Below are 21,141 nucleotides of genomic sequence, written 5' to 3'. Positions count from 1 at the left end.
ACGTCTCCCAGCGAGAATTGCTCAGTCGTCCTCCGCGATCTTGCGCTGCAGGACCCGTTGGACGGCGATGCCGGCGGCGAGACCCAGGGCGATCGCCAGCGATGTGGCGAAGACCTTGCCGGCGTTAGTGCTGACCGCCAGGGACGCCTGGTCGACGGCCGCCGCGCCCTTCGCCGACGACACCTTCATCAGGGCGAAGATCAGATCGAACATGGGGACCGCAGCGCCCAGAGGGAGCACTCCGCAGATCAGCACCACGGGCGAGACCGTGCGCCCGCGGGTGAACACGAGGGCCACCAGGACTACGAATGTCGACGAGATGACCGTGGCCCAGTTCACGTTCATGTCCACGGTGATGCAGAGGTCGCGCACGCCGCGGCCGAGGAAGCCGCAGACGAAGGCGGCAGGCAGGTAGCGCGGCGGCGCGGTGAAAAGCACGCCCAGTCCGGTGGCGAAAAACGCCGCCCAGAGGCTGTTCTCGAGGATGGCGAAGGTGTCCACGTCTCCTCCCGCGCTAGAGCCCCACCACCGCTTTGGCGAGTGCGATGGTGATCGCCAGGACCAGGAACAGGTAGGCGGCGTTCAGAATTCTCTCGAAGCCGACCATCAGGCGCCGGTGGGACACCAGATCGACGAAGCCGTTGATCAGCGGCAGACCCGGAACCAGGTAGATGACCGAGCCGATCAGGGTGGCGGCCTCCACCTGACTGAAGCCCAGGCGCAAGGCGATTGCAGCGATCAGGGTCGACAGAAAGCCGCTGATGAAGGTGACGGGCGCGGGGGGAACCTGGCGCGCCTGCAGCGCAGATCGAAGGGTCTGGCCGGCGGCGGCCGCGACGAGGGTGACGCCGAAGCTGCCCCAGTCGCCGCCGGGAAGCTGGGAAAAGCACGCGGCGCAGGCGCCGGCGATCGCCACGGTCAGCCAACGGCCATAGGGCGAGGGCAGGCGGCCGATGCGCTCGAGCTCGGCTGGAAGCTGGGCGAGGGGAAGAGTTCCGTCGGCAACCCGCTGGCTGGCCATCACTGTTTCGGAGACCCGGGCGAGATTGATGCCAATAGGGCCCACGGCGCGGACATGCGTGCGGTCGTCGACGCCGTGATAGGCGGCGATGAAGTCCAGCCGCCAGATGGCCGCCACGCCGGCGAAGCCGGCTCCCTTGAGGATGTTTGAGAAGCTTCGCTGCGCGGCGTTCGACGAGCCGCCATTGCGCATGATCACCAACGCGGCTTCCAACGCGATATCGAGCGGTGACATGGCCTTCCCGTGTCGAGGGCGCCGGGCAAGCGTCTCGTTCCTTGCCGAGCTAACCTATGCCCTGGGGCGAACGGCGGCCAATCGGGTCAAACCCGCCCCGCGCTCCGGCTGATCAGTGGCCGGCGCTCTTGGAGAACAGGTTGATGACCAGCACGCCGGCCAGGATCAGGCCCATGCCGGCCAAGGCTGGAGCGTCCAGCTTCTGCTTGAACAATACCCAGGCGATGGCGGTGATCAGCACGATGCCGACCCCCGACCAGATCGCGTAGCCGACGCCGACCGGCACGGTCTTCATCGAGTGCGACAGGCAGTAGAAGGCGATGGCGTAGCCGATGCTGGTGACGATCGACGGGACCCAGCGACTGAAGCCGTCCGACGCCTTCAGGGCCGAGGTGGCGATGACTTCCGCCACGATGGCGATGCCGAGCCAAGCGTAGCCGTTCATGCAGCCTCCGGATTTCGCTGAAGCGAACACGATGGCTTGTTTTGGCGTCCGCGGCCAAGCCTTGCGTATCGGTTCGGGCGGGTGGAAGCATAGCGAGGTCGGGGTCACATGCGCCCGCTCCCAAGAGGCGGGCGCCTCAGAGCTCGGGAGGGCCTGCAAATGGGCAGACCAGGTTCCGGTACCGCCCGCGCCATCGCCATCGTCGGCGCGGCGGGATCCGGCAAGACAACCCTCATGGAAGCCATGCTGTTCGCCGCCGGCGCGATACCGCGCCAGGGCGAGGTGGGCGCCGCCAGCGTCGGCGACGCCACCCCGGAGGCCCGGCATCGAGGCCAGTCCATAGAATTCAATATCGCCGGCTTCGAGTTCATGGGCGACCGCTACGCGGTCATCGACTGCCCTGGCTCCCCGGAGTTCTCCGGCACGGAGGACTTTGTGCTGCCGGCGGTCGATCTGGCGATCATCGTCGTCGACCCCAATCCGACGCGGGCGGGCCTGCTGCAGCCGATCTTCAAGGAGCTGGAGGCGCGGCGCGTGCCGCACGCGGTGTTCGTCAACAAGATCGACCAGGCGCACGGCGGGCTCGACGAACTGCTGGAGGCCCTGGCGCCGGCGTCGGGCAATCGGCTGGTGGCTCGGCAGATCCCGTTGATCGACAAGGAGCACGTCACCGGCTTCGTCGACCTGGCGCTGGAGCGGGCCTATGTCTACCGGCCCGGGCAGCCGTCGCAGCAGATCGACCTGCCGCAGGACGTCGCCGCGCTGGAGGCGGACGCCAGGTTCCACATGCTGGAGCAATTGGCCGACTTCGACGACGAGCTGATGGAGCAGCTGCTCTCCGACCTCAACCCCAGCCAGGACGCGGTGTTCGGCGACCTGGTGGCCGACCTGGCGCAGGGACTGATCACCCCGGTGTTCTTCGGCTCGGCTTCAAATGGGTTCGGCGTCCGGCGGCTGCTGAAGGCGCTGCGCCACGAGACGCCGGACGTCGTGGCGGCGGCCGCTCGGATGGGCCTGGACGGGCCCAGCGCCTATGTCTTCAAGACCTCCTATGCCGGCCAAGCGGGCAAGATCGCCTATGCGCGGGTGATGCAGGGGGAGCTGGCCGACGGGCAGGAGCTGACGCTCAGTGAAGGCGACAAGAGCCGGGCCGGAGGGCTGGTCAGCTTCACCACGCCGACCGGCAAGAAGTCCGACAAGGCCGGGACCGGCGAGGTGGTCGCCATCGGCAAGCTGGAAGCGGCGATGCCGGGCATGGTGATCTCGATGGACGGCAAGGCGCGAAGCCTGGCCGAGCCGGCCTTCCCGCCGCAGACGCTATTTTCGATGTCGATCTCGGCCAAGGACCGCAAAGACGACGTGCGGCTGTCGGCGGCGCTGAACAAGCTGGCCGAGGAGGACCCAGCCATCGTCATCGCCCTGGACCCGACGACCCAGGAGACCATCGTCTCCGGCCGCGGCGAGGCGCACCTGCACGTGCTGCTGGAGCGCTTGAAGCGGCGGTTCAACGTCGAGGCGGCGACCAGCCGGCCGAAGGTCTCCTACCAGGAATCGTTGCGCAAGCCGGTCACCCAGCGCGGCCGGCACAAGAAGCAGACCGGCGGTCACGGCCAGTTCGGCGACGTGGTGCTGGAGATCAAGCCGCGGGCGCGCGGCGAGGGCTTCGCCTTCTCGCAGAAGATCACCGGCGGGGTGGTGCCCAAGCAGTGGATCCCCTCGGTCGAGCAGGGCGTGCGCGACGCCATGGAGCGCGGGGCCTTCGGGTTCCCGGTGACGGATGTGGAGGTGGTGCTGGTCGACGGCTCTTATCACAGCGTCGACTCATCGGAGATGAGCTTCCGGGCGGCCGGTCGGCTGGCGATGAGCGAGGGCCTGCGGGCCGGCGCGCCCTATCTACTGGAGCCGGTCGAGAAGCTGACCATCCACGCGCCGCAGGCCTCGACCTCGAGGATCACCCAGGCGGTGTCGGCCCGGCGCGGGCAGATCCTCGGCTTCCATCCGCGCGAGGGCTGGAATGGCTGGGACGAGATCGAGGTGTGTCTACCGCGGGCCGAGCGACAGGACCTCATCGTCGAGCTGCGCGGCCTGACCCAGGGACTGGGCGAGTTCACCGCCGAGTTCGATCACATGGCCGAGCTGCCCGGGCGATTGGCCGAGCAGGTGACCAAGGGCGAGCAGCCGGCGGCTTAGGGGAAAAAGCAGATCCTCCCCTTCTGGGGGAGCATCTTAGCTCGGCTAGTGCTTGCCGCGGTCGCGGCCGAAGTTGGGCTCGGCGCTTTCCTGGCCGGCGGCGATGATGCCGCGGCGGATTTCGCGGGTGCGGGTGAAGAGCTCGAACAGCTTGTCGGCCTCGCCCCAGCGGATGGCGCGCGATAGCGCCTGGAGGTCCTCGGTGAAGCGGCCGAGGATCTCCAGCACCGCGTCCTTGTTGGCCACGAACACGTCGCGCCACATGGTCGGATCGGAGGCGGCGATGCGGGTGAAGTCGCGGAAGCCGCCCGCCGAGAACTTCATCACCTCGGCCTGGGTGACTTCCTCCATGTCGGCCGCGGTGCCGACGATGTTGTAGGCGATCAGGTGGGGCAGGTGGCTGGTGACGGCCAGGACCAGGTCGTGGTGCCCGGCGTCCATCTGTTCGACATTGGCGCCGAGCGCGCGCCAGAACTCGGCCAGCCGGCCGACGGCCTCGACATAGGCGTCGTCCTGGCGGGCTTGCGGCGTGAGGATCACCCAGCGGTTCTGGAACAGCTCGGCCAGGCCCGCGTCGGGGCCGGAGTGCTCGGTGCCGGCGATCGGGTGGCCGGGGATGATGAAAGCGTCAGCCGGCAGCGCCTTGGCCAGGGCGTCGGAGACGCTGCCCTTGACCGAGCCGACGTCGGTGACGGTGGCGCCCGGCCTCAGCGCGCTGGCGGCGGCCTGGGCGGCCTCGCCCATGGCCAGCACCGGAACCGCCAGGACTACGAGGTCGGCGTCCTGGACCGCCTCGGCGATGTCGCCGGTGACCTCGTCGGCGTAGCCGAGCTCAACGATACGCTGGCGGTGGGCTTCGCTGGCGTCGGCGACGACGACAGTCTCGACGGCGCCGGCCTCGCGGGCGGCGCGGATCACCGACGAGCCGATCAGACCGCAGCCGATCACCGCCATGCGCGGATAGATGACGCTCACGCGGCAGGTCCCTTCATGAACTCGGTTAGGGCCTCGACCACGGCGCGGTTGTGCTCTTCGCGGCCGATGGTGATGCGCAGGTGGTTGGGCAGTCCGTAGCCGGCCACGTATCGCACGATCAGGCCCCGCGCGCTCAGGAAGGCGTCGGCCTCGGCGGCGGTCCTGCCGGGCGTCGTCGGGAAGCCGACCAGCACGAAATTGGCCGCCGAGGGCAGTGGCTCGAGGCCGAGGCCGCCGAGCTGCTGGGCGAGCCAGGGCCGCCACTGGTTCACCAAGACCAACGAGCGCCGCTGGAAGTCGTCGTCGCCGAGCGCGGCGACCGCGGCCAGCTGGGCCGGAATGTTGACGTTGAACGGCAGGCGGATGCGGTCGATGGCGCCAGCCATCTCCGGCGGCATGTAGGCCCAGCCGACCCGCAGCGCGGCCAGTCCGTGCAGCTTGGAGAAGGTGCGGGTGACCACGACGTTCTCGAACTCGCGGACCATCGCCATGCCGTCTTCGTAGGCCGGGTCGTCGCAGAACTCGGCATAGGCGCCGTCCAGGCAGAGCACGACGCCGGGCGGCAGGGCCGCATGCAGGCGGCGGATCTCCTCCGCCGAGTTCCAGGTGCCGGTTGGGTTGGCCGGGTTGGCTACGAAGACGATCCGAGTGCGCGCGTCGACCAGCTTGAGCAGCTCGTCGACGTCGATGCGGTAGTTGGGTTCGGGGGCCATGCGGACCTGCGCCTGGCAGGCGCGTGCGCCGATGGCGTAGGCGCCGAAGCCGAACTCGCCCTGGACGATGTTGTCGCCGGGCTCGAGGAAGGTCTGGTTGATCAGCTGGAAGATCTCGTCCGAGCCGCAGCCGAACAGCAGGCGCTCGGGTTCCAGGCCGTACGTGGCGGCGAGCGCCTCGCGCAGGATGGTCGAGCGGCCGTCGGGATACATCTGCAGCTGGTCGAAGGCCGTGGAGAACGCCTCACGCGCCGCTGGACTGGAGCCCAGGATGTTCTCGTTGGCCGACAGCTTCAGCGGATGCTCGACCCCGTCGATCTTCGACTTGCCCGGCACATAGGGAGCGATGTCCATGATCCCGGGCTTGGGAACCGGACGCGAGGCGGTGGCGCGATCGAAGGTGATGTCGGACATAGGCTCGCGGCTTGCGGAGGAACGGCCTGCTCTTACACGTCGAGCGGCGCCGGCGCAGCCCCGATGACCCCGGTCAGCCGCCCAGGCGCGCGGGCCAGGCGTTCGTCGCCGGCCTGATAGAAGCCCATCAGGGCGTAGAGCTTGAGGCCGCCGGTTTCGGCGATCAGGTCGCCTGCGACGCCGTCGCGGCCGAGGGCGTCCTCGATCGCCTGGGCCGAGCCGCCCGCGTCGGTCACCCAGTAGGTGACGTCGGCGCCGGTGGGCTCCACCTCGACTTCGGCGACGGCCAGGGCGCTGAGCGGGCCCCAGGCCGACAGGCATGGCAGGGCGGCGAACACCTTGAGTTTCGGCTCGGCCAGCAGGCGGCCCCACCAGGGAGTTTCGGAGGTCAGCGACAGGATGGCCACGCCGCCGGGGGTCTTGGCCGCGGCGATGGCGTCCTCGGGTTTGGCGACCTGGCGCAGGGCCGGGGCGGCGCCGAAGCGCAGGCGCGCGCCCTCGACCGCGCGGCCGCTGTCGCGTCCGCCGAACACGGACAGATGGAACGGTCCCTGACGCGAGAGGCTGTCGCCGATCAGTTCGCGCCAGATGCGGACCACTAGGCTGGGGCGGGCGGACTTGCGGCTGCTGTCGAGCAGGCGGCGCAGGAGCTGGGCCTCGCGGCCGGGGCGCAGGGCGAACTTGTCGGCGTCGCCGGCCGCCGCCTTGGCGGCGGCGACCTGCACGGCCAGGCCCGCCCGCTCGTCCACCAGGGCCAGCAGCTGGGCGTCGATCGCATCGATACGCGCGCGGACGGCCTCGAGGCTGGGCGCGGCGGTCTTGGGATCGGCCTGGGCCATACTTTCCCCCGAAAACGAAGGTTCGGCGCATAGGTCATTGCGGACGAAGGCGCAATAGGCCCCTTCGCCGCAAAAAAGTTGCATCCGATACCGGTTGTCGCCGGAGGCTTGGCGGCCGGTTACTTCGGCTTACGGAAGACCAAGGTGAACTGGTCGGTCTTGCCGCGGATGGAAGGGTCGAAGACGCTGGCCGTGTGCGGATCGGCCGGGTCGGCGAGCAGCTTGCTCTCGGACTCCAGCTTGAAACCGGCCGCCTGCAGATCCTTCTTCGCCGCAGCGATGTCGATGCGGTGCAGGCTGCTGGTGGCGCTGATCCCGGTGTCCGGCAGGGCTGCGTGATCGACCACCAGCAGGACCCCGCCCGGCTTCAGCGACTTGAACAGCTCGGCGTTGACCTTGGCGGCCGTGTCGGCCGGAAAGCCCTTCAGATAGAGGTCGTGGTAGTTCTGGACGGTGATGATCGCATCGAGGCCGTCGGGCAGGTCCAGCGCCCCGAAGCTGGCGTCCAGCGGGGTGACGTTCTTGTATTCGCCGGCCACCTTCTTGAGGTTCTCGCCGTAGGACGCCTGGAACTTGATGAACTCGTCCGGCTGATAGGCGTAGACGTGGCCGTTCGGCCCGACCGCCGCCGAGAGGATGCGGGTGAAGTAGCCGCCGCCGATCACGAAGTCGGCCACCTTGTCGCCCGGCTTCACGCCGGTCATGGCCAGCAGTTCGCCCGGCTTGCGGGCGGCGTCGCGCGAAACGTCCGTGGCCGGACGAGCCGGATCGGCGAGCGCGGCGGTGATATTGGCCGGTGTGGCGGCCTGGGCGGCGCCGGCGATCAGGGCGGCCAGGGCGAGCCCGGCCATAAGGCCCTTGCGCTGAATCATTGGGGTATTCCTCCTTATTCTGGGCGGCAACCTAGCGGCGCCAGCGCTGCCGTGAAATATCAAGGGTCGCTGCGGCGACGAGGGCGGGGAAAATGACGATCAATCGGCGGGGTCTGCTGTCCGGTGCTGCCGGGGCGGGGATTGTCCTGGCCGGCGGCGCGTCGGTCTTCGCCCAAACGAAGGAGCTTGCCTCGATCACGCGCGGGGCTGTCCCGATTTCGCAGGCCGAGCGGCTGGCGCGGGTGGCGAAGGCCCAGCGGCTGATGAAGGCGCAGGGACTCTCGGCCCTGGTCATCGAGCCAGACGCCTCGCTGACCTACTTCACTGGCGTACGCTGGTGGCGCAGCGAGCGGGTGACGGCGGCGATCATTCCGGTCGAGGGCGAGCTGCTGATCGTCACCCCGCACTTCGAGGAGCCCTCGGTGCGCGAGAGCCTGGCGGTCCCCGGAGAGGTGCGGGTCTGGCAGGAGGACGAGGACCCGGCCGCCGTGGTGGCCGGCTGGCTGAAGGAGAAGAAGCTGGCGGCGGGGAAGATCGGCGTCGAGGAGACGGTGCGCTTCTTCGTCAGCGACGGCCTGGCCAAGCACTTGCCGGACGCCAGGTTCGTCTCCGGCGCTCCGGTGGTGCGGGGCTGCCGGATGATCAAGTCGCCCGCCGAGATCGCCCTGATGCAGGCGGCGGCGGACGTGACGGTCGCCGCCTATCGCTACACCCACGGGAAGATCGAACGGGGCATGACGCCGTCGGACATCGGCGCGATCATGAACAAGGCGACTCGCGCGCTGGGCGGGCAGCCGGAATTCGAGCTGATCCTGCTGGGCGAGGCGGCCGCCTATCCGCACGGCTCGGAGAAGCCGCAGGCGGTGCGCGACGGCGAAGTGGTGCTGATGGACTGCGGGTGCACGGTGGAGGGCTATCAGTCCGACATTTCGCGCACCTTCGTGTTCGGCGAAGCGACGGCGGCCCAGCGCAAGGTCTGGGGCGAGGTGGCCAAGGGTCAGCAGATCGCCTTCGAGACCGCCAAGGTCGGGACGCCCGCGGGAGCGGTCGACGACGCCGTGCGCCGCTACTACGAGGGCCTTGGCTATGGTCCTCGCTACAAGCTCCCGGGCCTTTCGCACCGCACCGGCCACGGCATCGGCCTGGACGGGCACGAGCCGATCAACTTCGTTCACGGCGAGGCTACCAAGTTGGCGCCGGGCATGTGCCTCTCCAACGAGCCGGGGATCTATCTGCCCGGCCAGTTCGGCGTGCGGTTGGAGGACTGCCTCTACATGACCGAGGCCGGGCCGCGATGGTTCTCCAAGCCGCCGCCGTCGATCGACCAGCCGTTCGGATGATCTGCTGACAGGTTCTGGCGCCAGGGGCGTTGATGATGCGTTTTGTCATCGCCGATCGGGAGCACGCACATGGGCAAGCACATCGCTTTTATCGTCATCGACAGCTTCGCCGACTGGGAGCACGCGCATCTCAGCTCGGCGGTGCGGACCTATTTCGACGGATCGACCTCGTTCCACACGCCTGGCGGCAAGCCGGTGACCTCGATGGGCGGCATGACCATCGATCCGGGCGCGGCCATCGAGGACCTCAAGCCGGCCGACTACGACGCCCTGGTGGTGATCGGTTCGGAGGTTTGGATGAGCCCCGAGGCGCCCGACGTCTCGGCGGTGCTGCAGGCGGCGGACAAGGCGGGCAAGGTGGTCGGCGCGATCTGCGCCGGCACGCTGGCGGCCGAACGAGCGGGGCTGCTGGATAGTCGCCGCCACACCTCGAACGGGCTCGACTTCATCCAGGGCAACGCCAAGGCCTATGGCGCGACCGCCACCTACGTCGATACGCCCGCCGCGGTGCGCGACGGCAATCTGGTCACCGCCGCCGGCTCGGCGCCGGTCACCTTCACGGTGGAGGTGCTCAGCGCCCTGCATCCCAAGCACGTCGAAGGCCTGGCCGAGTTCAAGGCGATGTGCGCGGCCGAGCTGGCGGCTTAGTAGACCCGCGGCGCGGGGCCGATGGCGACCGGACCGAGCGTGGTCTGGCCGGCCTGGAAGGTGACGCTGGCGCGGGCCGCGTCGCCGGCTCCCTGGCGGGCGGCGGCGACCGCAGAGGCCGCCATCGCCGCTTCGGGACGGATGACCCCGGTCTCGGCCATCGCGCCCAACGCCTTGGGCGCTTCACGCAAGGTGACATCTAGAGAGCCGCTCAGCCGGCCGTCATAGCCGACGCCGAGCGTGCCGGCCTGGGCGCCGATCACCGCCTCGCCGGCGGTGATCCCGGCCTGGCGCACGGTCATCTGACCGCCCGCGGCCGACCAGTTGCGCACCGATGTCGGCCAGTCTGAGCCTTTGAAGCTGCCGATCTTCGAGAGGATCGAGTCCCAGGTGATCGAGATCGGTTTGTCGCCAGCCAGGCGGGCGAACAGCCCTGAAAGCCGCGCCTTGCCGGCGTCGACCTTGAAGAACACGGCGGCCTGATCGTCAGGGCCGGGCCGGAAATGGAACTCGACCTTGTCGGCGGCCGATAGCGCGAAGGGCTGGGCCCCGGCGGCCGGGGCGAAGGTCAGCTTGGTCCCTTCAAACGAGAGATTGGGCAGCGGCTGGTCGAGCTTGGTCAGGCTGGCGTGGATGACGTCGCCCTTGACGTTGACGGCCCCGCCGATCGGCCGCGTGAAGGTGAGGCCCTGCGGCGTGGCCACCACCCAGCTGGTCAGGCCATGCATGAAGGCCTGGCCCTCCAGCACCGGCGCGGTCAGCGCCCACCCGGACGGCTCGCGGATGCGGGCGTCGGCCATGCTGACATTCAGTCGGAACGGGTAGCCAGTGATCCGCCGCTCACTCCACGAAAGCTCGTATCCGGCGCTGCGCAATTGCTCGGCGGCGGCGTCGATACGACGACCGGCCTCGCCCCGCGCATGGATCCAGAGGCCGCTCCAGGCCACGGCCGCGACGCCCGCCAGGGCGAACGGAATGATCAGGCCGGCGCGGCGGGGTTTGCGGTGGTGCGCGGGATCGGGCACACGGGGAGCAGAGGGAGCGGATTTTTCGCGGCGGGCCATGTCGATTGAGCGTTGGGTCTTCGGTTACGGGTCGCTGATGTGGCGTCCGGGCTTTAAGTACGTCGAGCGCCAGGCGGCCACCCTACACGGGCGTCGCCGCGCCTTCTGCATCTATTCAGTGCACCACCGCGGCACCTATCAGCGGCCGGGCCTGGTGTTGGGCCTTGCGCCCGGCGGCGCGGTGCGCGGCGCGGCCTATCGAGTCTCCGAAGAGCACTGGGAGGAGGCCTACGCCTATCTCCGCGAGCGCGAGCAGCCGACCGAGACCTATATCGAGGCGCGCGCCAACATCCGGCTGGCCCACGGGCATCGGGTCGAGACCCTGGTCTTCCTGTCCGACGTCCATCACCCGCAGTGGGCCGGCGCCCTTAGCCTGGAGCGGCAGGCCGAGCTGATCGCGGGCGCTACGGGCCTGTCGGGACGCAATGTCGACTATCTGCGCGACTTGGTCGTGCACCTGCGCGAGCAGGGGGTGCACGACGCTTCGATGGAGAAGCTGCTGGGCATGGTCGAGGCCCGCGAGCTGGCGGGCGGCTAAGCTAGAGCGGCAGCAGGGCCGTGGAGGCGCTCTCCAGCCGATCCTGCAGCAGGCGCATGAACTCGGCGCGCTTGAGCCCCGGCTGGATGGGCTCGCAATATTCGAAGACGATGACGCCCGGCTTGCGCAGGAAGCCGTGCTTGGGCCAGTGGACGCCGGCGTTGGTGGCGACCGGGTGCACCGGCACGTCGATCTCGCGATAAAGGGCGGCGATGCCCGGCTTGTAGTCGGGGGCGGCGCCGGGCGCGGTGCGGGTGCCTTCCGGAGCGATCATCACCTGGCGGTTCTCGGCGAACCGCTCCTGGCTGTCCTTGACCAGCTTGCGCAGGGCGGCCGAATGGCCGGCGCGGTCGACGACGATCATCTTGGCTCTCATCGCGTACCAGCTGAAGAACGGGATCCACATCAGCTCCTTCTTCATGACGAAGCAGGCGTCAGGCATCAGGGCGAACTGGGCGAAGACGTCGAACATGCATTGGTGTTTGGGGGCCAGCAGGGCCGCGCCCGTCGGCATGTGCTCGCGGCCGCGCACCTCGACCTTGACGTCGCAAACCACCCGCAGCAGCCAGATGATGCCGTTGGCCCAGCCGCGCATCATCTCGGTCGTCCAGTTGCGCGGGGCGGGCAGGACGATGATGGCGCAGCCGACCGCGACCAGGACGGACCACAGATAGAACAGGGCCACGAAGAGCAGGGAGCGCAGGGCGGTCAAGCAGATCAGCCTTTCTTGGCGGCGGCAGGTTCGTCATCGGCGCGAGGGCCCAGGGCCAACAGCGCCTCCCGGCCGAGAATGGCCAGATACTTGGAATACTCGATCACCATCAAGCGCGCCCCGCCGGTGGTGCGCCACCAGCGCCGGGCGTTCAGCACGCCGGTCGCCACCGGATAGGCGGTCAGGCGCTTGTTGGGCATGGCGCCGTGCAGCTCCAGCATGGCGCGGGGCATGTGGTAGTCGGCGGTGACGACGATCAGGCTGTTGAAGCGCATGGCCCGCGCCCATTCCTGGGTCTCACGGGCGTTGCCGACCGTGTTGGCGGCGTCGAAACCGAGATCGACACAGCAGTCGTAGAGGCGGCGGGCGGCGCGGCTGACGACCCGGATGTCTTCGCGGGAGGCCTCGCGGTTGACGCCGGAAACCAGCATCCGCCGGCCCTTGCCGTCTTCCAGCAGGCTCATCGCCGCGCCGATGCGGTCGTTGGAACCGGCGCCGGTCAGGGCGACGATGCCTTCGGCCGCGGCCGGCTCGTGCGCCGGGGTCGAGCGCTGGATGCGCTCGGCGAAGGCCAGCAGGCCGGCCGCCCAGATGACGGCCACGACGAGCAGGGCGGTCAGGCCTTTCACGCCAGCTCCCGGATCAGGGCCTGGGCGGTGAGGCGCGCGGCCACGGCGGCCACGGCGCCGGCGGCCAGCGGCGCGGGCAGCACGAACAGCAGGTCGGTCCAGGCGATGGGCAACACCGGCGTCAAACCCTGGCCTCCGCCAGCCAAGCGCAAAAGGGCGCCCATGATCGCCGCGCCGCCGGCTCCGAACAAGCCCGCGGTGGCGGCCATGCGGGCGAAGCGCACCTGGAACAGGCCGGCGATGAAGCCGTCCTCGGCGCCGGACAGGTGCAACACCTCGACCACCTCGCGCCGGGCGGCCAGGCCCGCGCGGGTGGCGAAGGCGACCACGGCGGCGGCGGCGATCGAGATCAGGCCGAAGACTCCGAGGCCGGCCCAGCGCGCCATCTGCGCAGCGCGCTGGATGTCGGCCATCCAGACCGAATGGTCGTCGACCACGGCGTCCAGGCCCTGGGCCTTCAGCGCCTGGTCGAGGGCCTTGGCGTCAGCGGGCGCCTCCCGGGTCAACTGAACGGCCACCAGCCGCGGCACCGGCAGGTCGGAGAGGTCGGCGTCGCCCAGCCAGGGGGCGACCAAGGCCTCGGCCTTTTCCCGCTCGAGGGCGCGGGCCTCGGCGACGCCGTCGACCCCGGCCAGGGTCTCGGCGGCGCGGGCGGCCGCGCCGTCGGGGGTTTCGTTGGCCTTGGGGCGGACGATGACGGTGGCCTGGCCTTCCAGCTGATCGGTCCAGTCGCTGGCGGCGCGGCCGGCGGCCAGCAGGGCCAGCAGGGTCAGGCAGGCCAGGAAGCACAGCACCGCGACGACGAAGGTCAGCGAGCCGTCGCGGGAGTCGGTCTCGGGCAGGAACGGCGCGGGGCGCCAGCGGGCGACGTCGAAATCGCTCATGGCCGCGGCCCCGGTCTCGTCAGCCGTCCAGCGTCCAGGTGGAGGACCGGCATGCCGGAACGGACCACGAGGTCCTGGTCATGTGTGGCGAACAGCACGGTGGTGCCCAGGCGGTTGAGCTCGACGAACAGCTTGAGGATGCGCAGGGCCATGTCGGGGTCGACATTGCCGGTCGGCTCGTCGGCGAGCAGGATCTCGGGCCGGTTGACCACGGCGCGGGCGATCGCCAGGCGCTGTTTCTCGCCGCCGGCCAGGGTGGCGGGCATGGCGTGCATGCGGTCCTTGAGGCCCACCCAGGCCAGCAGTTCGGCCACGTCGTCGCGGTAGGTGTCGGGCTTGCGGCCCTCGATGCGCAGCGGCAGGGCGGTGTTGTCGAACACGGACAGATGGTCGAGGAGCTTGAACTCCTGAAACACCACGCCGATGCGGCGGCGCAGGAAGGGCTGATTCTGGCGATCGACGATGGAGACGTCCTGGCCGAACAGGTGCACCAGTCCCTTGGACGGCTTGGCGGCCAGAAACAGCAGTTTCAGCAACGAAGTCTTGCCTGCGCCCGACGCACCGGTGACAAAGTGGAACGATCCCGGCGCGAGGGAGAAGGTAAGGTCTTTCAGGGTCTCGGGGGCACGGCCATAGCGCATCGACACATCATCGAAGCGGACAACGGCATGTTCGGCGTCAAGGGCGCCTGTGGCGTTCGCGTTTCTGGACATGGGGGCCGAAATCGGCGACCTCGGATGAGGTTGCTGGAGCGTCCGATTCGGCTGTCATGATACTGACCTGTCCAGACTGCGCCACCAGCTATTTCGTGGACGATTCGAAGATCCCCGCGGATGGCAGGGTGGTGAAATGCGCCAGTTGCGGCGCGCGCTGGACTGCGACTCCAGAGGTCTCGCTGGAACTGCAGACCTCCGAGGAGGAGGGCGCGGTCGCGGTCGAGCCGGCCGAGCCTGATCTCGACGACAAGCCGATCCGCGAACTGACCGGCGAGGACCTGCCGAAGGCCTTCCGCGCCAAGGCCGACACCGAACGGCGGGTGCGCGAGGCGGCGGCGACGGGCGTGATCTGGGCCGGCATGGCCGCGGCCCTGGTGTTGATGATCGCGCTGGCCATCATCTTCCGGGTCGACGTGGTGCGGTTGTGGCCGCGGACGGCCAGCGCCTATGCCGGCGTCGGCCTGCCGGTGAACAGCCTGGGCCTGGTGATCGAGGGCGTGCGGTTCGAACCCTCGCTGCAGGACGGCCATGCGGCGCTCTCGGTCTCGGGGATGATCCGCAACATCGAGAACGAGCCGGTGGTCACCCCGCCGCTGCGCATCAGCCTGCTGAACGCCGAGGGCAAGGCGGTGGCGACCAAGATCGCCCGCCCGGCCGACGCCCGCATCCCGCCCGGCGAGACGCGCCACTTCGCCATCGCCCTGCTCGACCCGCCGGCCAGCGCCAAGGAGCTGGAGGTGGCGTTCGCCCCGCGCGAGCCGGTGAACCTGAAGGTCAAGCAAGGCGACCCGCCCGCGGCGGCCCATCAGCCGGCGCCGCCCGCCCTGCGCTCGGCCGCCGAGCCCGCGGCCGCCCCCGCTCCGGTCGAAGCCCAGCCGCTGGCGCCGGGCAGCCCCGACGCCCTGCCTGCCCATGACTGAAGCCCAGAACAATCGCGCGCCGACCATCCTGCTGACCGAGCAGGAGGTGGCCGAGCGGGTCGAGGCCCTGGCGCTGGCCATCGCGCCGCAGATCGACGACGAGACAGTGGCGGTCTGCCTGCTGACCGGCGGTCTGTGGTTCGCCTCGGATCTGACCCGGGCGCTGGCGCGGGCCGGCCGCTATGTGCGGTTCGACGCCCTGTGGCTGGCCTCCTACGGTGACGAGCGCGCCAGCCTTGGCCGCTGCGAGGTGCGGGCCGATCTGCAACGGCCGCTGGCCGGGCGCACGGCGCTGGTGATCGACGACGTCATCGACACCGGGCTGTCGTTGTCGGAGGCGCATCGGCTGGTCAACGACGCCGGCGCCAAGCGGGTGCTGACCGCCGTGTTCGCCACCAAGCCGTGGCCCACGCCGCGGGCAATCGTCCCGGACTTCGTCGCCTGGGAGGCGCCGCCGCGGTTCCTGGTCGGCTACGGGATGGATGCGGCCGGGGCGCTGCGCGGCCTGCCGTTCATCGGAGCGCTGGACTAGGCCGCCGCCGCGGCGCGGATCGCCAGCATCTCGGCGCGGGCGCAGGCCCTGGCCACCGCCAGCATCAGGCCGGCCGGCTGGATCGGCTTGGGGTGCACGTCATCGAAGCCCAGGGCCAGCAGCCGGTCGCCTTCGCCGGACATCGCGTCGGCGGTGAGCGCCAGGACCGGCACGCCGCGCTCGCCCGCCTCGCCGGCGCGGATGCGGGCCAAGGCCTCGACCCCGTCCATGCGCGGCATGTGCACGTCCATCAGCACCGCGCCGAAGCCGCCCGCGTGGAGCTTGTCCAGGCAGTCGAGGCCGTCGTCGGCGGTTTCCACAATCGCGCCGGCGGCTTCCAGGATGGCCCGGGCCACGGCCTGGTTGACCTTGTTGTCGTCGACCACCAGCAGCCGGCGGTTCTCCAGGCTGACCACTTCGGCGGCGTGGCCCGTCTCGGCCGGCGCGTCGGCCTCGGCCAAGGGCAGGGTGACGCGGAAGGTCGAGCCTGAGCCTGGCTCGCTGACGACCGAGATCTCGCCGCCCATCATCCCGGCCAACTGGCGGCAAATGGAGAGGCCAAGCCCAGTGCCGCCGAACCGGCGGGTGGTCGAGGCCTCGGCCTGAGAGAAGGCCTGGAACAGCTTTTCCTGCTGGTCTTGGCGCATCCCGATGCCGGTGTCGGCGACGACGATCTCGAGGCCCTGGGGAGCCAGCGGCGCCAGGCGCACGCTGACGGAGCCCTGCTCGGTGAACTTCAGGGCGTTGGAGATCAGGTTGAGCAACACCTGGCGGACACGGACCGGATCGCCCGCGAGCCAGGCTGGAGTGTCCGGATCGATTTCCAGCACCAGTTCGAGGCCCTTCTGACGGGCGGTCTCGCTCCAGAGCAGATAGATCTGGCGGCCGAGCTTCTCGACGTCGAAGGCGACGCTCTCCAGCTCCAGCTTGCCGGCCTCGATCTTCGAGAGGTCGAGAATGTCGTTGAGGACGGCCATCAGGCCGTCGCCCGATTGGACGATCATGTCGAGGTAGTCGGCCTGCTGACGGCTGAGCGGCGTGGCGGCCAGGGCGTGGGCCATTCCGATGACGCCGTTCATCGGCGTGCGCAGTTCATGGCTCATCATGGCCAGGAAGGCCGACTTGGCGCGGCTGGCCTCGAGAGCCTCGGCTTGGGCCTTCTCCAGCGCCAGCGCGTTGAGGCGCAGATTACGGCTGACGTGCACGACGCAAATGCCCAGGGCGAGCAAGGCGCCGGCTACGAAGACCAAGCCGCGGCCGGTGAAGCCGCCGAACAGCAGCGGCGTGATCGCCAGCGCCGCTGCGGGGAAGGGCACGATGGCCAGGAACGCCGCGCGGCTGAGGGCGGCGTACTTCACGCCTTCAAGCAGGATGCCGAAGATCACCAGCACGGCGCCGAAGCGGGTGGCTTCCGAGCCGTAGATCCAGCAACCCGCGGCCATGCTGGTCCAGATGACACTGAAGGCCACCGCGGGCGACAGGCGCTCCCAGCGGGTCTTACTGCGATCGCTGCGAACATTGCGCGTGAAGCTGTAGTGGCTGGCGAACAGGACCAGTTCGAGGACGAGCGAAGCCGCGACCCAACCGGCCAGCGCCTTCCAGCCGAACTCCAGGGTCAGCAGCAGTCCGACGAGGCTGACCAGGATGAGGCGGCTGAAGCGGCTTCGCTTGCTCTGGGCGAGCGTGGCGCCGTCCCGCCCGTCATCGAGGATGTCCTTCAATGCCACGGTCGCCGCTCCCGAACTTCGAGTGCGACACTTTGGCCGATGGAAGTTCAGGAATGGTTAGCCGCCGAAAAACCTTACTGCCAGGGCGCCGGGGTCTCGCGGGCCAGCATGTCCTCGTAGGTCGGGCGCGGGCGCACCACTGCATAGGCGTCGCCGTTGACCAGGACTTCGGGGACCAGCAGGCGGCTGTTGTACTCGCTGGACATCACCGCGCCGTAGGCGCCGGCGCTGAGGAAGGCCACCAGGTCGCCGGCCGCCAGCGGCGGCATCGCCCGTTCGCGGGTGAAGGTGTCGCCGGTCTCGCAGATCGGGCCGACCACGTCATAGACCACCGGCTCGCCGGCGCGCGGCTTGACCGGGACGATCTCGTGATAGGCGTCGTACATCGCCGGGCGGATCAGGTCGTTCATGGCCGCGTCCAGCACTGCGAACTTCTTGCCTTCCGGCCGCTCGTGGATGTGCTGCACCTGGGCCAGCAGGACGCCGGCGTTGGCGGCGATCATGCGGCCAGGCTCAAAGGCGTAGCCGATGTCCAACCCGTTCATGGTCTTGGCGATCATCCGGGCGTAGTCGGCCGGCGAGGGCGGATCGGGCTGGTTGAAGTAGGGCACGCCCAGGCCGCCGCCCAGATCCAGCCGCTGCACCGAAAGCCCTTCGCCGCGCAGGCGCTCGACCAGGCCCCGCATCTTGGCGAAGGCCTGGGCCATCGGCTCGAGGTCGCTGATCTGGCTGCCGATGTGGCAGGTGACGCCGACCGGGTTCAGGCCTGCGTCGTTGGAGGCGTTGGCGTAGAGCCGCTCGGCCTCGGAGAACGAAACGCCGAACTTGTTGTCGGACTTGCCGGTGGAGATCTTCGCGTGGCCGCCGGCCGAGACGTCGGGATTGACGCGAATGGCGATGGTGGCGCGGGTGCCCAGCGACTGGGCGACCTGGCTGGCCAGTTTCATCTCCGGCTCGGACTCGACATTGATCTCGGCGACGCCGGCCTTCAGGGCGAAGGCGATCTCCTCGGCGGTCTTGCCGACCCCGGAGAAGACGATCTTGTCGGCCGGGACGCCGGCCGCCAGGGCGCGGCGGATCTCGCCTTCGGACACGGTGTCGGCCCCGGCCCCAAGCCGGGCCAGAGTGCGCAGGACCGCGAGGTTGGAGTTAGCCTTCACCGCAAAGGCGATCAGCGGATCGCCGCCGTGGTCGCCCCTTATGCCCTCTGAGACCAGGGCGTCGCGCAGGACTGTGAAATGCCGCTCCAGCGTGGCGCTGGAATACACATAGACTGGCGTGCCGACCGCAGCAGCGATGGCGGTCAGGGACACGCCTTCACAGAAGAGCTCGCCCCCCTTGAGCTCGAAGTGGTTCATCTCGGATTCGCGTACGGGTCGGGTAGGGCGCCTTGCGGGGCCGAAGCGGTGGGGTTCTGGGCGGAGTCGACCGGCAAGGTGCGCGGCGGGGCGGGAGCGTCAGTGCGGTTGCGCGGGTCGACAGTGCGCACGGCGCGGGCCGGGTCGGGACCGGCGTCGGCGCCGGATCCACCGGAGCCCCACATCGGACCGGGACGCTCAAGGGCGCCCATCTTGCCGCAGCCGCCGAGGGTCGCAGCGCCGATCAGAGCGATCGCGACGAGGGGACGAAGGGTCATCACAGCATCTCCTTCCAACGCGCGATCTGGGCGCGGACCTGATCCGGCGAGGTTCCGCCGTAGCTCTTTCGGCTGGCGGCGGAGGCTTCCGGCGTCAGCACGTCGTAGACCGCCGCGGTGATCCGCGGTTCGATGGCTTGCAGTTCGGCGAGCGGCAGGCCCGGCAGATCGCAGCCAAGGCTCTCGGCTTTCTTCACCGCCGCCCCAGTCACATGGTGGGCGTCGCGGAAGGGCATGTCCAGGGTGCGGACCAGCCAGTCGGCGAGGTCGGTGGCGGTGGAGAAACCGGCGCCGGCCGCCGCGGCCATGCGCTCGGTGACCGGCTCCAGATCAGAGACCATCCCGGCCATGGCGGCGAGCGACAGCTCCAGCGCGTCGAAGGCCTCGAAGGTCGGAACCTTGTCCTCCTGCATGTCCTTCGAATAGGTCATCGGCAGACCCTTCATGACCACGGTCAGCTGGGTCAGCGAGCCGAGCACCCGGCCGACCTTGGCGCGGATCAGCTCGGCGGCGTCCGGGTTCTTCTTCTGTGGCATGATCGACGAGCCGGTGGTGAAGGCGTCGGTCAGCTTCACGAAGCCGAACTGCGGCGTCATCCAGATGACGATCTCTTCGGCCAGGCGCGAGAGGTGGGTGGCGCAGATCGTGGCGGCCGCCAGGCTCTCCAGCGCGAAGTCGCGGTCGGCGACGCTGTCCAGCGAGTTGGCGGTGGGCGCCGCGAAGCCTAGCGCCTGAGCGGTCGCGTGGCGGTCGATGGGGAACGGCGAGCCGGCCAGGGCCGCCGCGCCCAAGGGGCATTCGTTCATCCGCGCCCGGGCGTCGGTGAACCGCGAGGCGTCGCGGCCGAACATCTCCACATAGGCCATCAGGTGGTGGCCGAAGGTCACCGGCTGGGCCGGCTGCAGGTGGGTGAAGCCCGGCATCAGGGTGGCGGCGTGCGGTTCGGCCTTGGCGACCAGCGCGCGCTGCAGGTTGCGGACCTGCTGGATGGTGCGGTCGCAGGCGTCGCGGACCCAGAGGCGGAAGTCCAGCGCCACCTGGTCGTTGCGCGAGCGGGCGGTGTGCAGGCGGCCGGCCGCCGGGCCGATCAGCTCGCGCAGCCGCGCCTCGACGTTCATGTGAATGTCTTCGTATTCGTCGCGGAACGGGAAGGTCCCGGCGGCGATCTCGGCCTCGATGGCGGCAAGCCCGCCCTGGATGGCCCCCTCGTCCTCGCTTGTAATCACGCCTTGCTTGAGCAACATCGCCGCGTGCGCACGGGACCCGGCCAGGTCCTGGGCCGCAAGCCGCTTGTCGAAGCCGATGGAGACGTTGATCGCCTGCATCAGTTCGGCCGGTTTGGACGAGAAGCGTCCACCCCACATGGCCTGGCCCCCGCCTTGGGGGTCTTGCGGCGGAACGCCGGAAGCAGTCGAGGAAGAGTTCGTCATATGACCGAGAAGTCTGGTGAAAAAGCCGCGGGCGAACCCAAGGCGTTTCCGTTGAAATGGGTGCTTCGGGGCGTCGCCTTGGCGGGCGTCGCCGCGGTTCTCTACATCATCGTCCAGGCTTCCATAAACCCCCAGGGCGAAAGCGACCTGAAGTCGGCCGCCAAGGGAGAGATGGCCAAGTTCGTGATCCCGGCCGAGGCCGCCCCGGCGCCGGCCACCAGCTTCAAGGACGCCGCAGGCCAGACCAAGCGCATCGCCGACTTCCGCGGCAAGGTGACGGTGGTCAATCTCTGGGCCACCTGGTGCGCGCCATGCGTGATCGAAATGCCGACCCTGGCCAAGCTGGCCGCCAGCTATGAGGGCAAACCCGTCCAGGTGGTGGCGATCAGCATCGACAAGGCTGAGGACGGCGAGAAGGCCAAGGCGTTCATCGCCAAGCATTCGCCGTTGACCTTCTACCATGACCCGGACATGGCGCTGCCGTTCGCCTTCAAGCCGCCGGCGGCAGGCATGCCAACGACGATCATCTATGGCGCGGACGGGGTGGAGCGGGGCCGGCTGTCGGGCGAAGCAGATTGGTCGGGCAAGGACGCCAAAGCCCTGATCGACAAGGTGCTGGCCGAAAATTGACCCGCGTTCTTGGTTGACCGTTCGGCTCAGCC

23 protein-coding genes are annotated in these 21,141 nt (G+C 69.3%); 7 read left to right on the top strand and 16 right to left on the bottom strand.

Going from position 1 to position 21,141, the window contains the following annotated elements; genetic code table 11:
* Positions 1-21: 21 nt before the first annotated feature.
* The 3 genes from AC1DQJ_RS07915 to AC1DQJ_RS07905 all read right to left on the bottom strand — a co-directional run bounded on the left by AC1DQJ_RS07915 (position 22) and on the right by AC1DQJ_RS07905 (position 1,700).
* Positions 22-501 (bottom strand): threonine/serine exporter family protein, encoded by a 480-nt coding sequence (locus AC1DQJ_RS07915; protein WP_477601963.1) that lies wholly within the window; start codon positions 499-501, stop codon positions 22-24.
* A 13-nt stretch (positions 502-514) separates the two neighbouring features.
* Positions 515-1,255, bottom strand: coding sequence for a threonine/serine exporter family protein (locus tag AC1DQJ_RS07910; RefSeq protein WP_477601961.1), 741 nt, complete (start codon positions 1,253-1,255; stop codon positions 515-517).
* Between the two features lie 112 nt (positions 1,256-1,367).
* Complete coding sequence (locus AC1DQJ_RS07905; protein WP_477601959.1) at positions 1,368-1,700, bottom strand: DMT family transporter; 333 nt, start codon at positions 1,698-1,700, stop codon at positions 1,368-1,370.
* Between the two features lie 159 nt (positions 1,701-1,859).
* Here AC1DQJ_RS07905 and AC1DQJ_RS07900 point away from each other — a divergent pair, with 159 nt between their 5' ends.
* Positions 1,860-3,890, top strand: coding sequence for an elongation factor G (locus AC1DQJ_RS07900; protein ID WP_477601957.1), 2,031 nt, complete (start codon positions 1,860-1,862; stop codon positions 3,888-3,890).
* 45 nt (positions 3,891-3,935) lie between these two features.
* Here AC1DQJ_RS07900 and AC1DQJ_RS07895 read toward each other — a convergent pair whose 3' ends face one another.
* The 4 genes from AC1DQJ_RS07895 to AC1DQJ_RS07880 form a co-directional block, all read right to left on the bottom strand.
* Positions 3,936-4,865: a prephenate/arogenate dehydrogenase family protein gene (locus AC1DQJ_RS07895; RefSeq protein WP_477601955.1), complete on the bottom strand. Its 930-nt coding sequence runs from the start codon at positions 4,863-4,865 to the stop codon at positions 3,936-3,938.
* Positions 4,862-5,992, bottom strand: a complete 1,131-nt coding sequence (hisC, locus tag AC1DQJ_RS07890; RefSeq protein WP_477601953.1) for a histidinol-phosphate transaminase — start codon at positions 5,990-5,992, stop codon at positions 4,862-4,864. The genes AC1DQJ_RS07895 and hisC overlap by 4 nt, the downstream gene beginning before the upstream one ends.
* Positions 5,993-6,024: 32 nt before the next feature.
* Positions 6,025-6,831: a chorismate mutase gene (locus AC1DQJ_RS07885; RefSeq protein WP_477601951.1), complete on the bottom strand. Its 807-nt coding sequence runs from the start codon at positions 6,829-6,831 to the stop codon at positions 6,025-6,027.
* Positions 6,832-6,950: 119 nt separating this feature from the next.
* Positions 6,951-7,703: a class I SAM-dependent methyltransferase gene (locus tag AC1DQJ_RS07880; RefSeq protein WP_477601949.1), complete on the bottom strand. Its 753-nt coding sequence runs from the start codon at positions 7,701-7,703 to the stop codon at positions 6,951-6,953.
* A 92-nt stretch (positions 7,704-7,795) separates the two neighbouring features.
* On the opposite strand from AC1DQJ_RS07880, the gene AC1DQJ_RS07875 reads away from it, so the two are divergent.
* Both AC1DQJ_RS07875 and AC1DQJ_RS07870 read left to right on the top strand, forming a co-directional pair.
* Positions 7,796-9,043 carry a M24 family metallopeptidase gene (locus AC1DQJ_RS07875; RefSeq protein WP_477601947.1) on the top strand — a complete coding sequence of 416 codons (1,248 nt, stop codon included), beginning with the start codon at positions 7,796-7,798 and terminating at the stop codon, positions 9,041-9,043.
* Between the two features lie 69 nt (positions 9,044-9,112).
* Positions 9,113-9,691, top strand: coding sequence for a DJ-1/PfpI family protein (locus AC1DQJ_RS07870; protein WP_477601945.1), 579 nt, complete (start codon positions 9,113-9,115; stop codon positions 9,689-9,691).
* Here AC1DQJ_RS07870 and AC1DQJ_RS07865 read toward each other — a convergent pair.
* Entirely contained in the window at positions 9,688-10,716 is a 1,029-nt protein-coding gene (locus AC1DQJ_RS07865) for a DUF2125 domain-containing protein (protein WP_477601944.1), read from the bottom strand. The two genes, AC1DQJ_RS07870 and AC1DQJ_RS07865, sit on opposite strands and share 4 nt — an antisense overlap.
* A gap of 37 nt (positions 10,717-10,753) precedes the next feature.
* Here AC1DQJ_RS07865 and AC1DQJ_RS07860 point away from each other — a divergent pair, with 37 nt between their 5' ends.
* Entirely contained in the window at positions 10,754-11,293 is a 540-nt protein-coding gene (locus tag AC1DQJ_RS07860; protein ID WP_477601942.1) for a gamma-glutamylcyclotransferase, read from the top strand.
* Between the two features lies 1 nt (position 11,294).
* Here AC1DQJ_RS07860 and AC1DQJ_RS07855 read toward each other — a convergent pair whose 3' ends face one another.
* Genes AC1DQJ_RS07855 through ftsE form a run of 4 tightly spaced genes read right to left on the bottom strand, consistent with a single transcriptional unit; the run spans position 11,295 to position 14,231 of the window.
* Complete coding sequence (locus tag AC1DQJ_RS07855; protein ID WP_477601940.1) at positions 11,295-12,005, bottom strand: lysophospholipid acyltransferase family protein; 711 nt, start codon at positions 12,003-12,005, stop codon at positions 11,295-11,297.
* Between the two features lie 5 nt (positions 12,006-12,010).
* Positions 12,011-12,634 carry a YdcF family protein gene (locus AC1DQJ_RS07850; RefSeq protein ID WP_477601938.1) on the bottom strand — a complete coding sequence of 208 codons (624 nt, stop codon included), beginning with the start codon at positions 12,632-12,634 and terminating at the stop codon, positions 12,011-12,013.
* A complete protein-coding gene (locus AC1DQJ_RS07845) occupies positions 12,631-13,518 on the bottom strand; it encodes a cell division protein FtsX (protein ID WP_477601936.1) in 888 nt (295 codons plus the stop codon). The genes AC1DQJ_RS07850 and AC1DQJ_RS07845 overlap by 4 nt, the downstream gene beginning before the upstream one ends.
* Complete coding sequence (ftsE, locus tag AC1DQJ_RS07840; RefSeq protein ID WP_477601934.1) at positions 13,515-14,231, bottom strand: cell division ATP-binding protein FtsE; 717 nt, start codon at positions 14,229-14,231, stop codon at positions 13,515-13,517. Before ftsE ends, AC1DQJ_RS07845 begins: the two co-directional genes overlap by 4 nt.
* 56 nt (positions 14,232-14,287) lie before the next feature.
* Between ftsE and AC1DQJ_RS07835 the strand changes: the two genes are divergently transcribed.
* Together AC1DQJ_RS07835 and AC1DQJ_RS07830 are read left to right on the top strand one after the other, a co-directional pair.
* A complete protein-coding gene (locus AC1DQJ_RS07835; RefSeq protein ID WP_477601932.1) occupies positions 14,288-15,154 on the top strand; it encodes a DUF3426 domain-containing protein in 867 nt (288 codons plus the stop codon).
* Entirely contained in the window at positions 15,147-15,686 is a 540-nt protein-coding gene (locus AC1DQJ_RS07830; RefSeq protein WP_477601930.1) for a phosphoribosyltransferase, read from the top strand. Before AC1DQJ_RS07835 ends, AC1DQJ_RS07830 begins: the two co-directional genes overlap by 8 nt.
* Here AC1DQJ_RS07830 and AC1DQJ_RS07825 read toward each other — a convergent pair.
* The 4 genes from AC1DQJ_RS07825 to argH form a co-directional block, all read right to left on the bottom strand.
* Positions 15,683-17,413 (bottom strand): ATP-binding protein, encoded by a 1,731-nt coding sequence (locus AC1DQJ_RS07825; protein WP_477601928.1) that lies wholly within the window; start codon positions 17,411-17,413, stop codon positions 15,683-15,685. The two genes, AC1DQJ_RS07830 and AC1DQJ_RS07825, sit on opposite strands and share 4 nt — an antisense overlap.
* A gap of 74 nt (positions 17,414-17,487) precedes the next feature.
* On the bottom strand, positions 17,488-18,771 hold the full coding sequence (lysA, locus tag AC1DQJ_RS07820) for a diaminopimelate decarboxylase (protein WP_477601926.1): 1,284 nt from the start codon (positions 18,769-18,771) through the stop codon (positions 17,488-17,490).
* Complete coding sequence (locus AC1DQJ_RS07815) at positions 18,768-19,049, bottom strand: hypothetical protein (protein ID WP_477601925.1); 282 nt, start codon at positions 19,047-19,049, stop codon at positions 18,768-18,770. Before AC1DQJ_RS07815 ends, lysA begins: the two co-directional genes overlap by 4 nt.
* The gene (argH, locus tag AC1DQJ_RS07810; protein WP_477601923.1) at positions 19,049-20,479 is read right to left on the bottom strand and encodes an argininosuccinate lyase; all 1,431 of its coding nucleotides are present in this window, start codon (positions 20,477-20,479) and stop codon (positions 19,049-19,051) included. Before argH ends, AC1DQJ_RS07815 begins: the two co-directional genes overlap by 1 nt.
* Between argH and AC1DQJ_RS07805 the strand changes: the two genes are divergently transcribed.
* Positions 20,480-21,109, top strand: coding sequence for a TlpA family protein disulfide reductase (locus AC1DQJ_RS07805; RefSeq protein WP_477601921.1), 630 nt, complete (start codon positions 20,480-20,482; stop codon positions 21,107-21,109).
* Positions 21,110-21,141 lie beyond the last annotated feature (32 nt).

The organism is Phenylobacterium sp. P4_E10 (assembly GCF_056401675.1).
The sequence above is the reverse complement of the archived record's forward strand: the minus strand, read 5'-3'. Positions and strand labels throughout refer to the sequence as shown.

Excerpts from the sequence above, each read along its gene's own strand:
- AC1DQJ_RS07830 (WP_477601930.1), top strand. The coding sequence starts at position 15,147 with ATGACTGAAGCCCAGAACAATCGCGCGCCGACCATCCTGCTGACCGAG.
- AC1DQJ_RS07905 (WP_477601959.1), bottom strand. The coding sequence starts at position 1,700 with ATGAACGGCTACGCTTGGCTCGGCATCGCCATCGTGGCGGAAGTCATC.
- AC1DQJ_RS07910 (WP_477601961.1), bottom strand. The coding sequence starts at position 1,255 with ATGTCACCGCTCGATATCGCGTTGGAAGCCGCGTTGGTGATCATGCGC.
- AC1DQJ_RS07860 (WP_477601942.1), top strand. The coding sequence starts at position 10,754 with ATGTCGATTGAGCGTTGGGTCTTCGGTTACGGGTCGCTGATGTGGCGT.
- ftsE (WP_477601934.1), bottom strand. The coding sequence starts at position 14,231 with ATGTCCAGAAACGCGAACGCCACAGGCGCCCTTGACGCCGAACATGCC.
- AC1DQJ_RS07875 (WP_477601947.1), top strand. The coding sequence starts at position 7,796 with ATGACGATCAATCGGCGGGGTCTGCTGTCCGGTGCTGCCGGGGCGGGG.
- AC1DQJ_RS07870 (WP_477601945.1), top strand. The coding sequence starts at position 9,113 with ATGGGCAAGCACATCGCTTTTATCGTCATCGACAGCTTCGCCGACTGG.
- AC1DQJ_RS07835 (WP_477601932.1), top strand. The coding sequence starts at position 14,288 with ATGATACTGACCTGTCCAGACTGCGCCACCAGCTATTTCGTGGACGAT.
- AC1DQJ_RS07845 (WP_477601936.1), bottom strand. The coding sequence starts at position 13,518 with ATGAGCGATTTCGACGTCGCCCGCTGGCGCCCCGCGCCGTTCCTGCCC.
- argH (WP_477601923.1), bottom strand. The coding sequence starts at position 20,479 with ATGACGAACTCTTCCTCGACTGCTTCCGGCGTTCCGCCGCAAGACCCC.
- lysA (WP_477601926.1), bottom strand. The coding sequence starts at position 18,771 with ATGAACCACTTCGAGCTCAAGGGGGGCGAGCTCTTCTGTGAAGGCGTG.
- AC1DQJ_RS07900 (WP_477601957.1), top strand. The coding sequence starts at position 1,860 with ATGGGCAGACCAGGTTCCGGTACCGCCCGCGCCATCGCCATCGTCGGC.
- hisC (WP_477601953.1), bottom strand. The coding sequence starts at position 5,992 with ATGTCCGACATCACCTTCGATCGCGCCACCGCCTCGCGTCCGGTTCCC.
- AC1DQJ_RS07880 (WP_477601949.1), bottom strand. The coding sequence starts at position 7,703 with ATGATTCAGCGCAAGGGCCTTATGGCCGGGCTCGCCCTGGCCGCCCTG.
- AC1DQJ_RS07885 (WP_477601951.1), bottom strand. The coding sequence starts at position 6,831 with ATGGCCCAGGCCGATCCCAAGACCGCCGCGCCCAGCCTCGAGGCCGTC.
- AC1DQJ_RS07815 (WP_477601925.1), bottom strand. The coding sequence starts at position 19,049 with ATGACCCTTCGTCCCCTCGTCGCGATCGCTCTGATCGGCGCTGCGACC.
- AC1DQJ_RS07805 (WP_477601921.1), top strand. The coding sequence starts at position 20,480 with ATGACCGAGAAGTCTGGTGAAAAAGCCGCGGGCGAACCCAAGGCGTTT.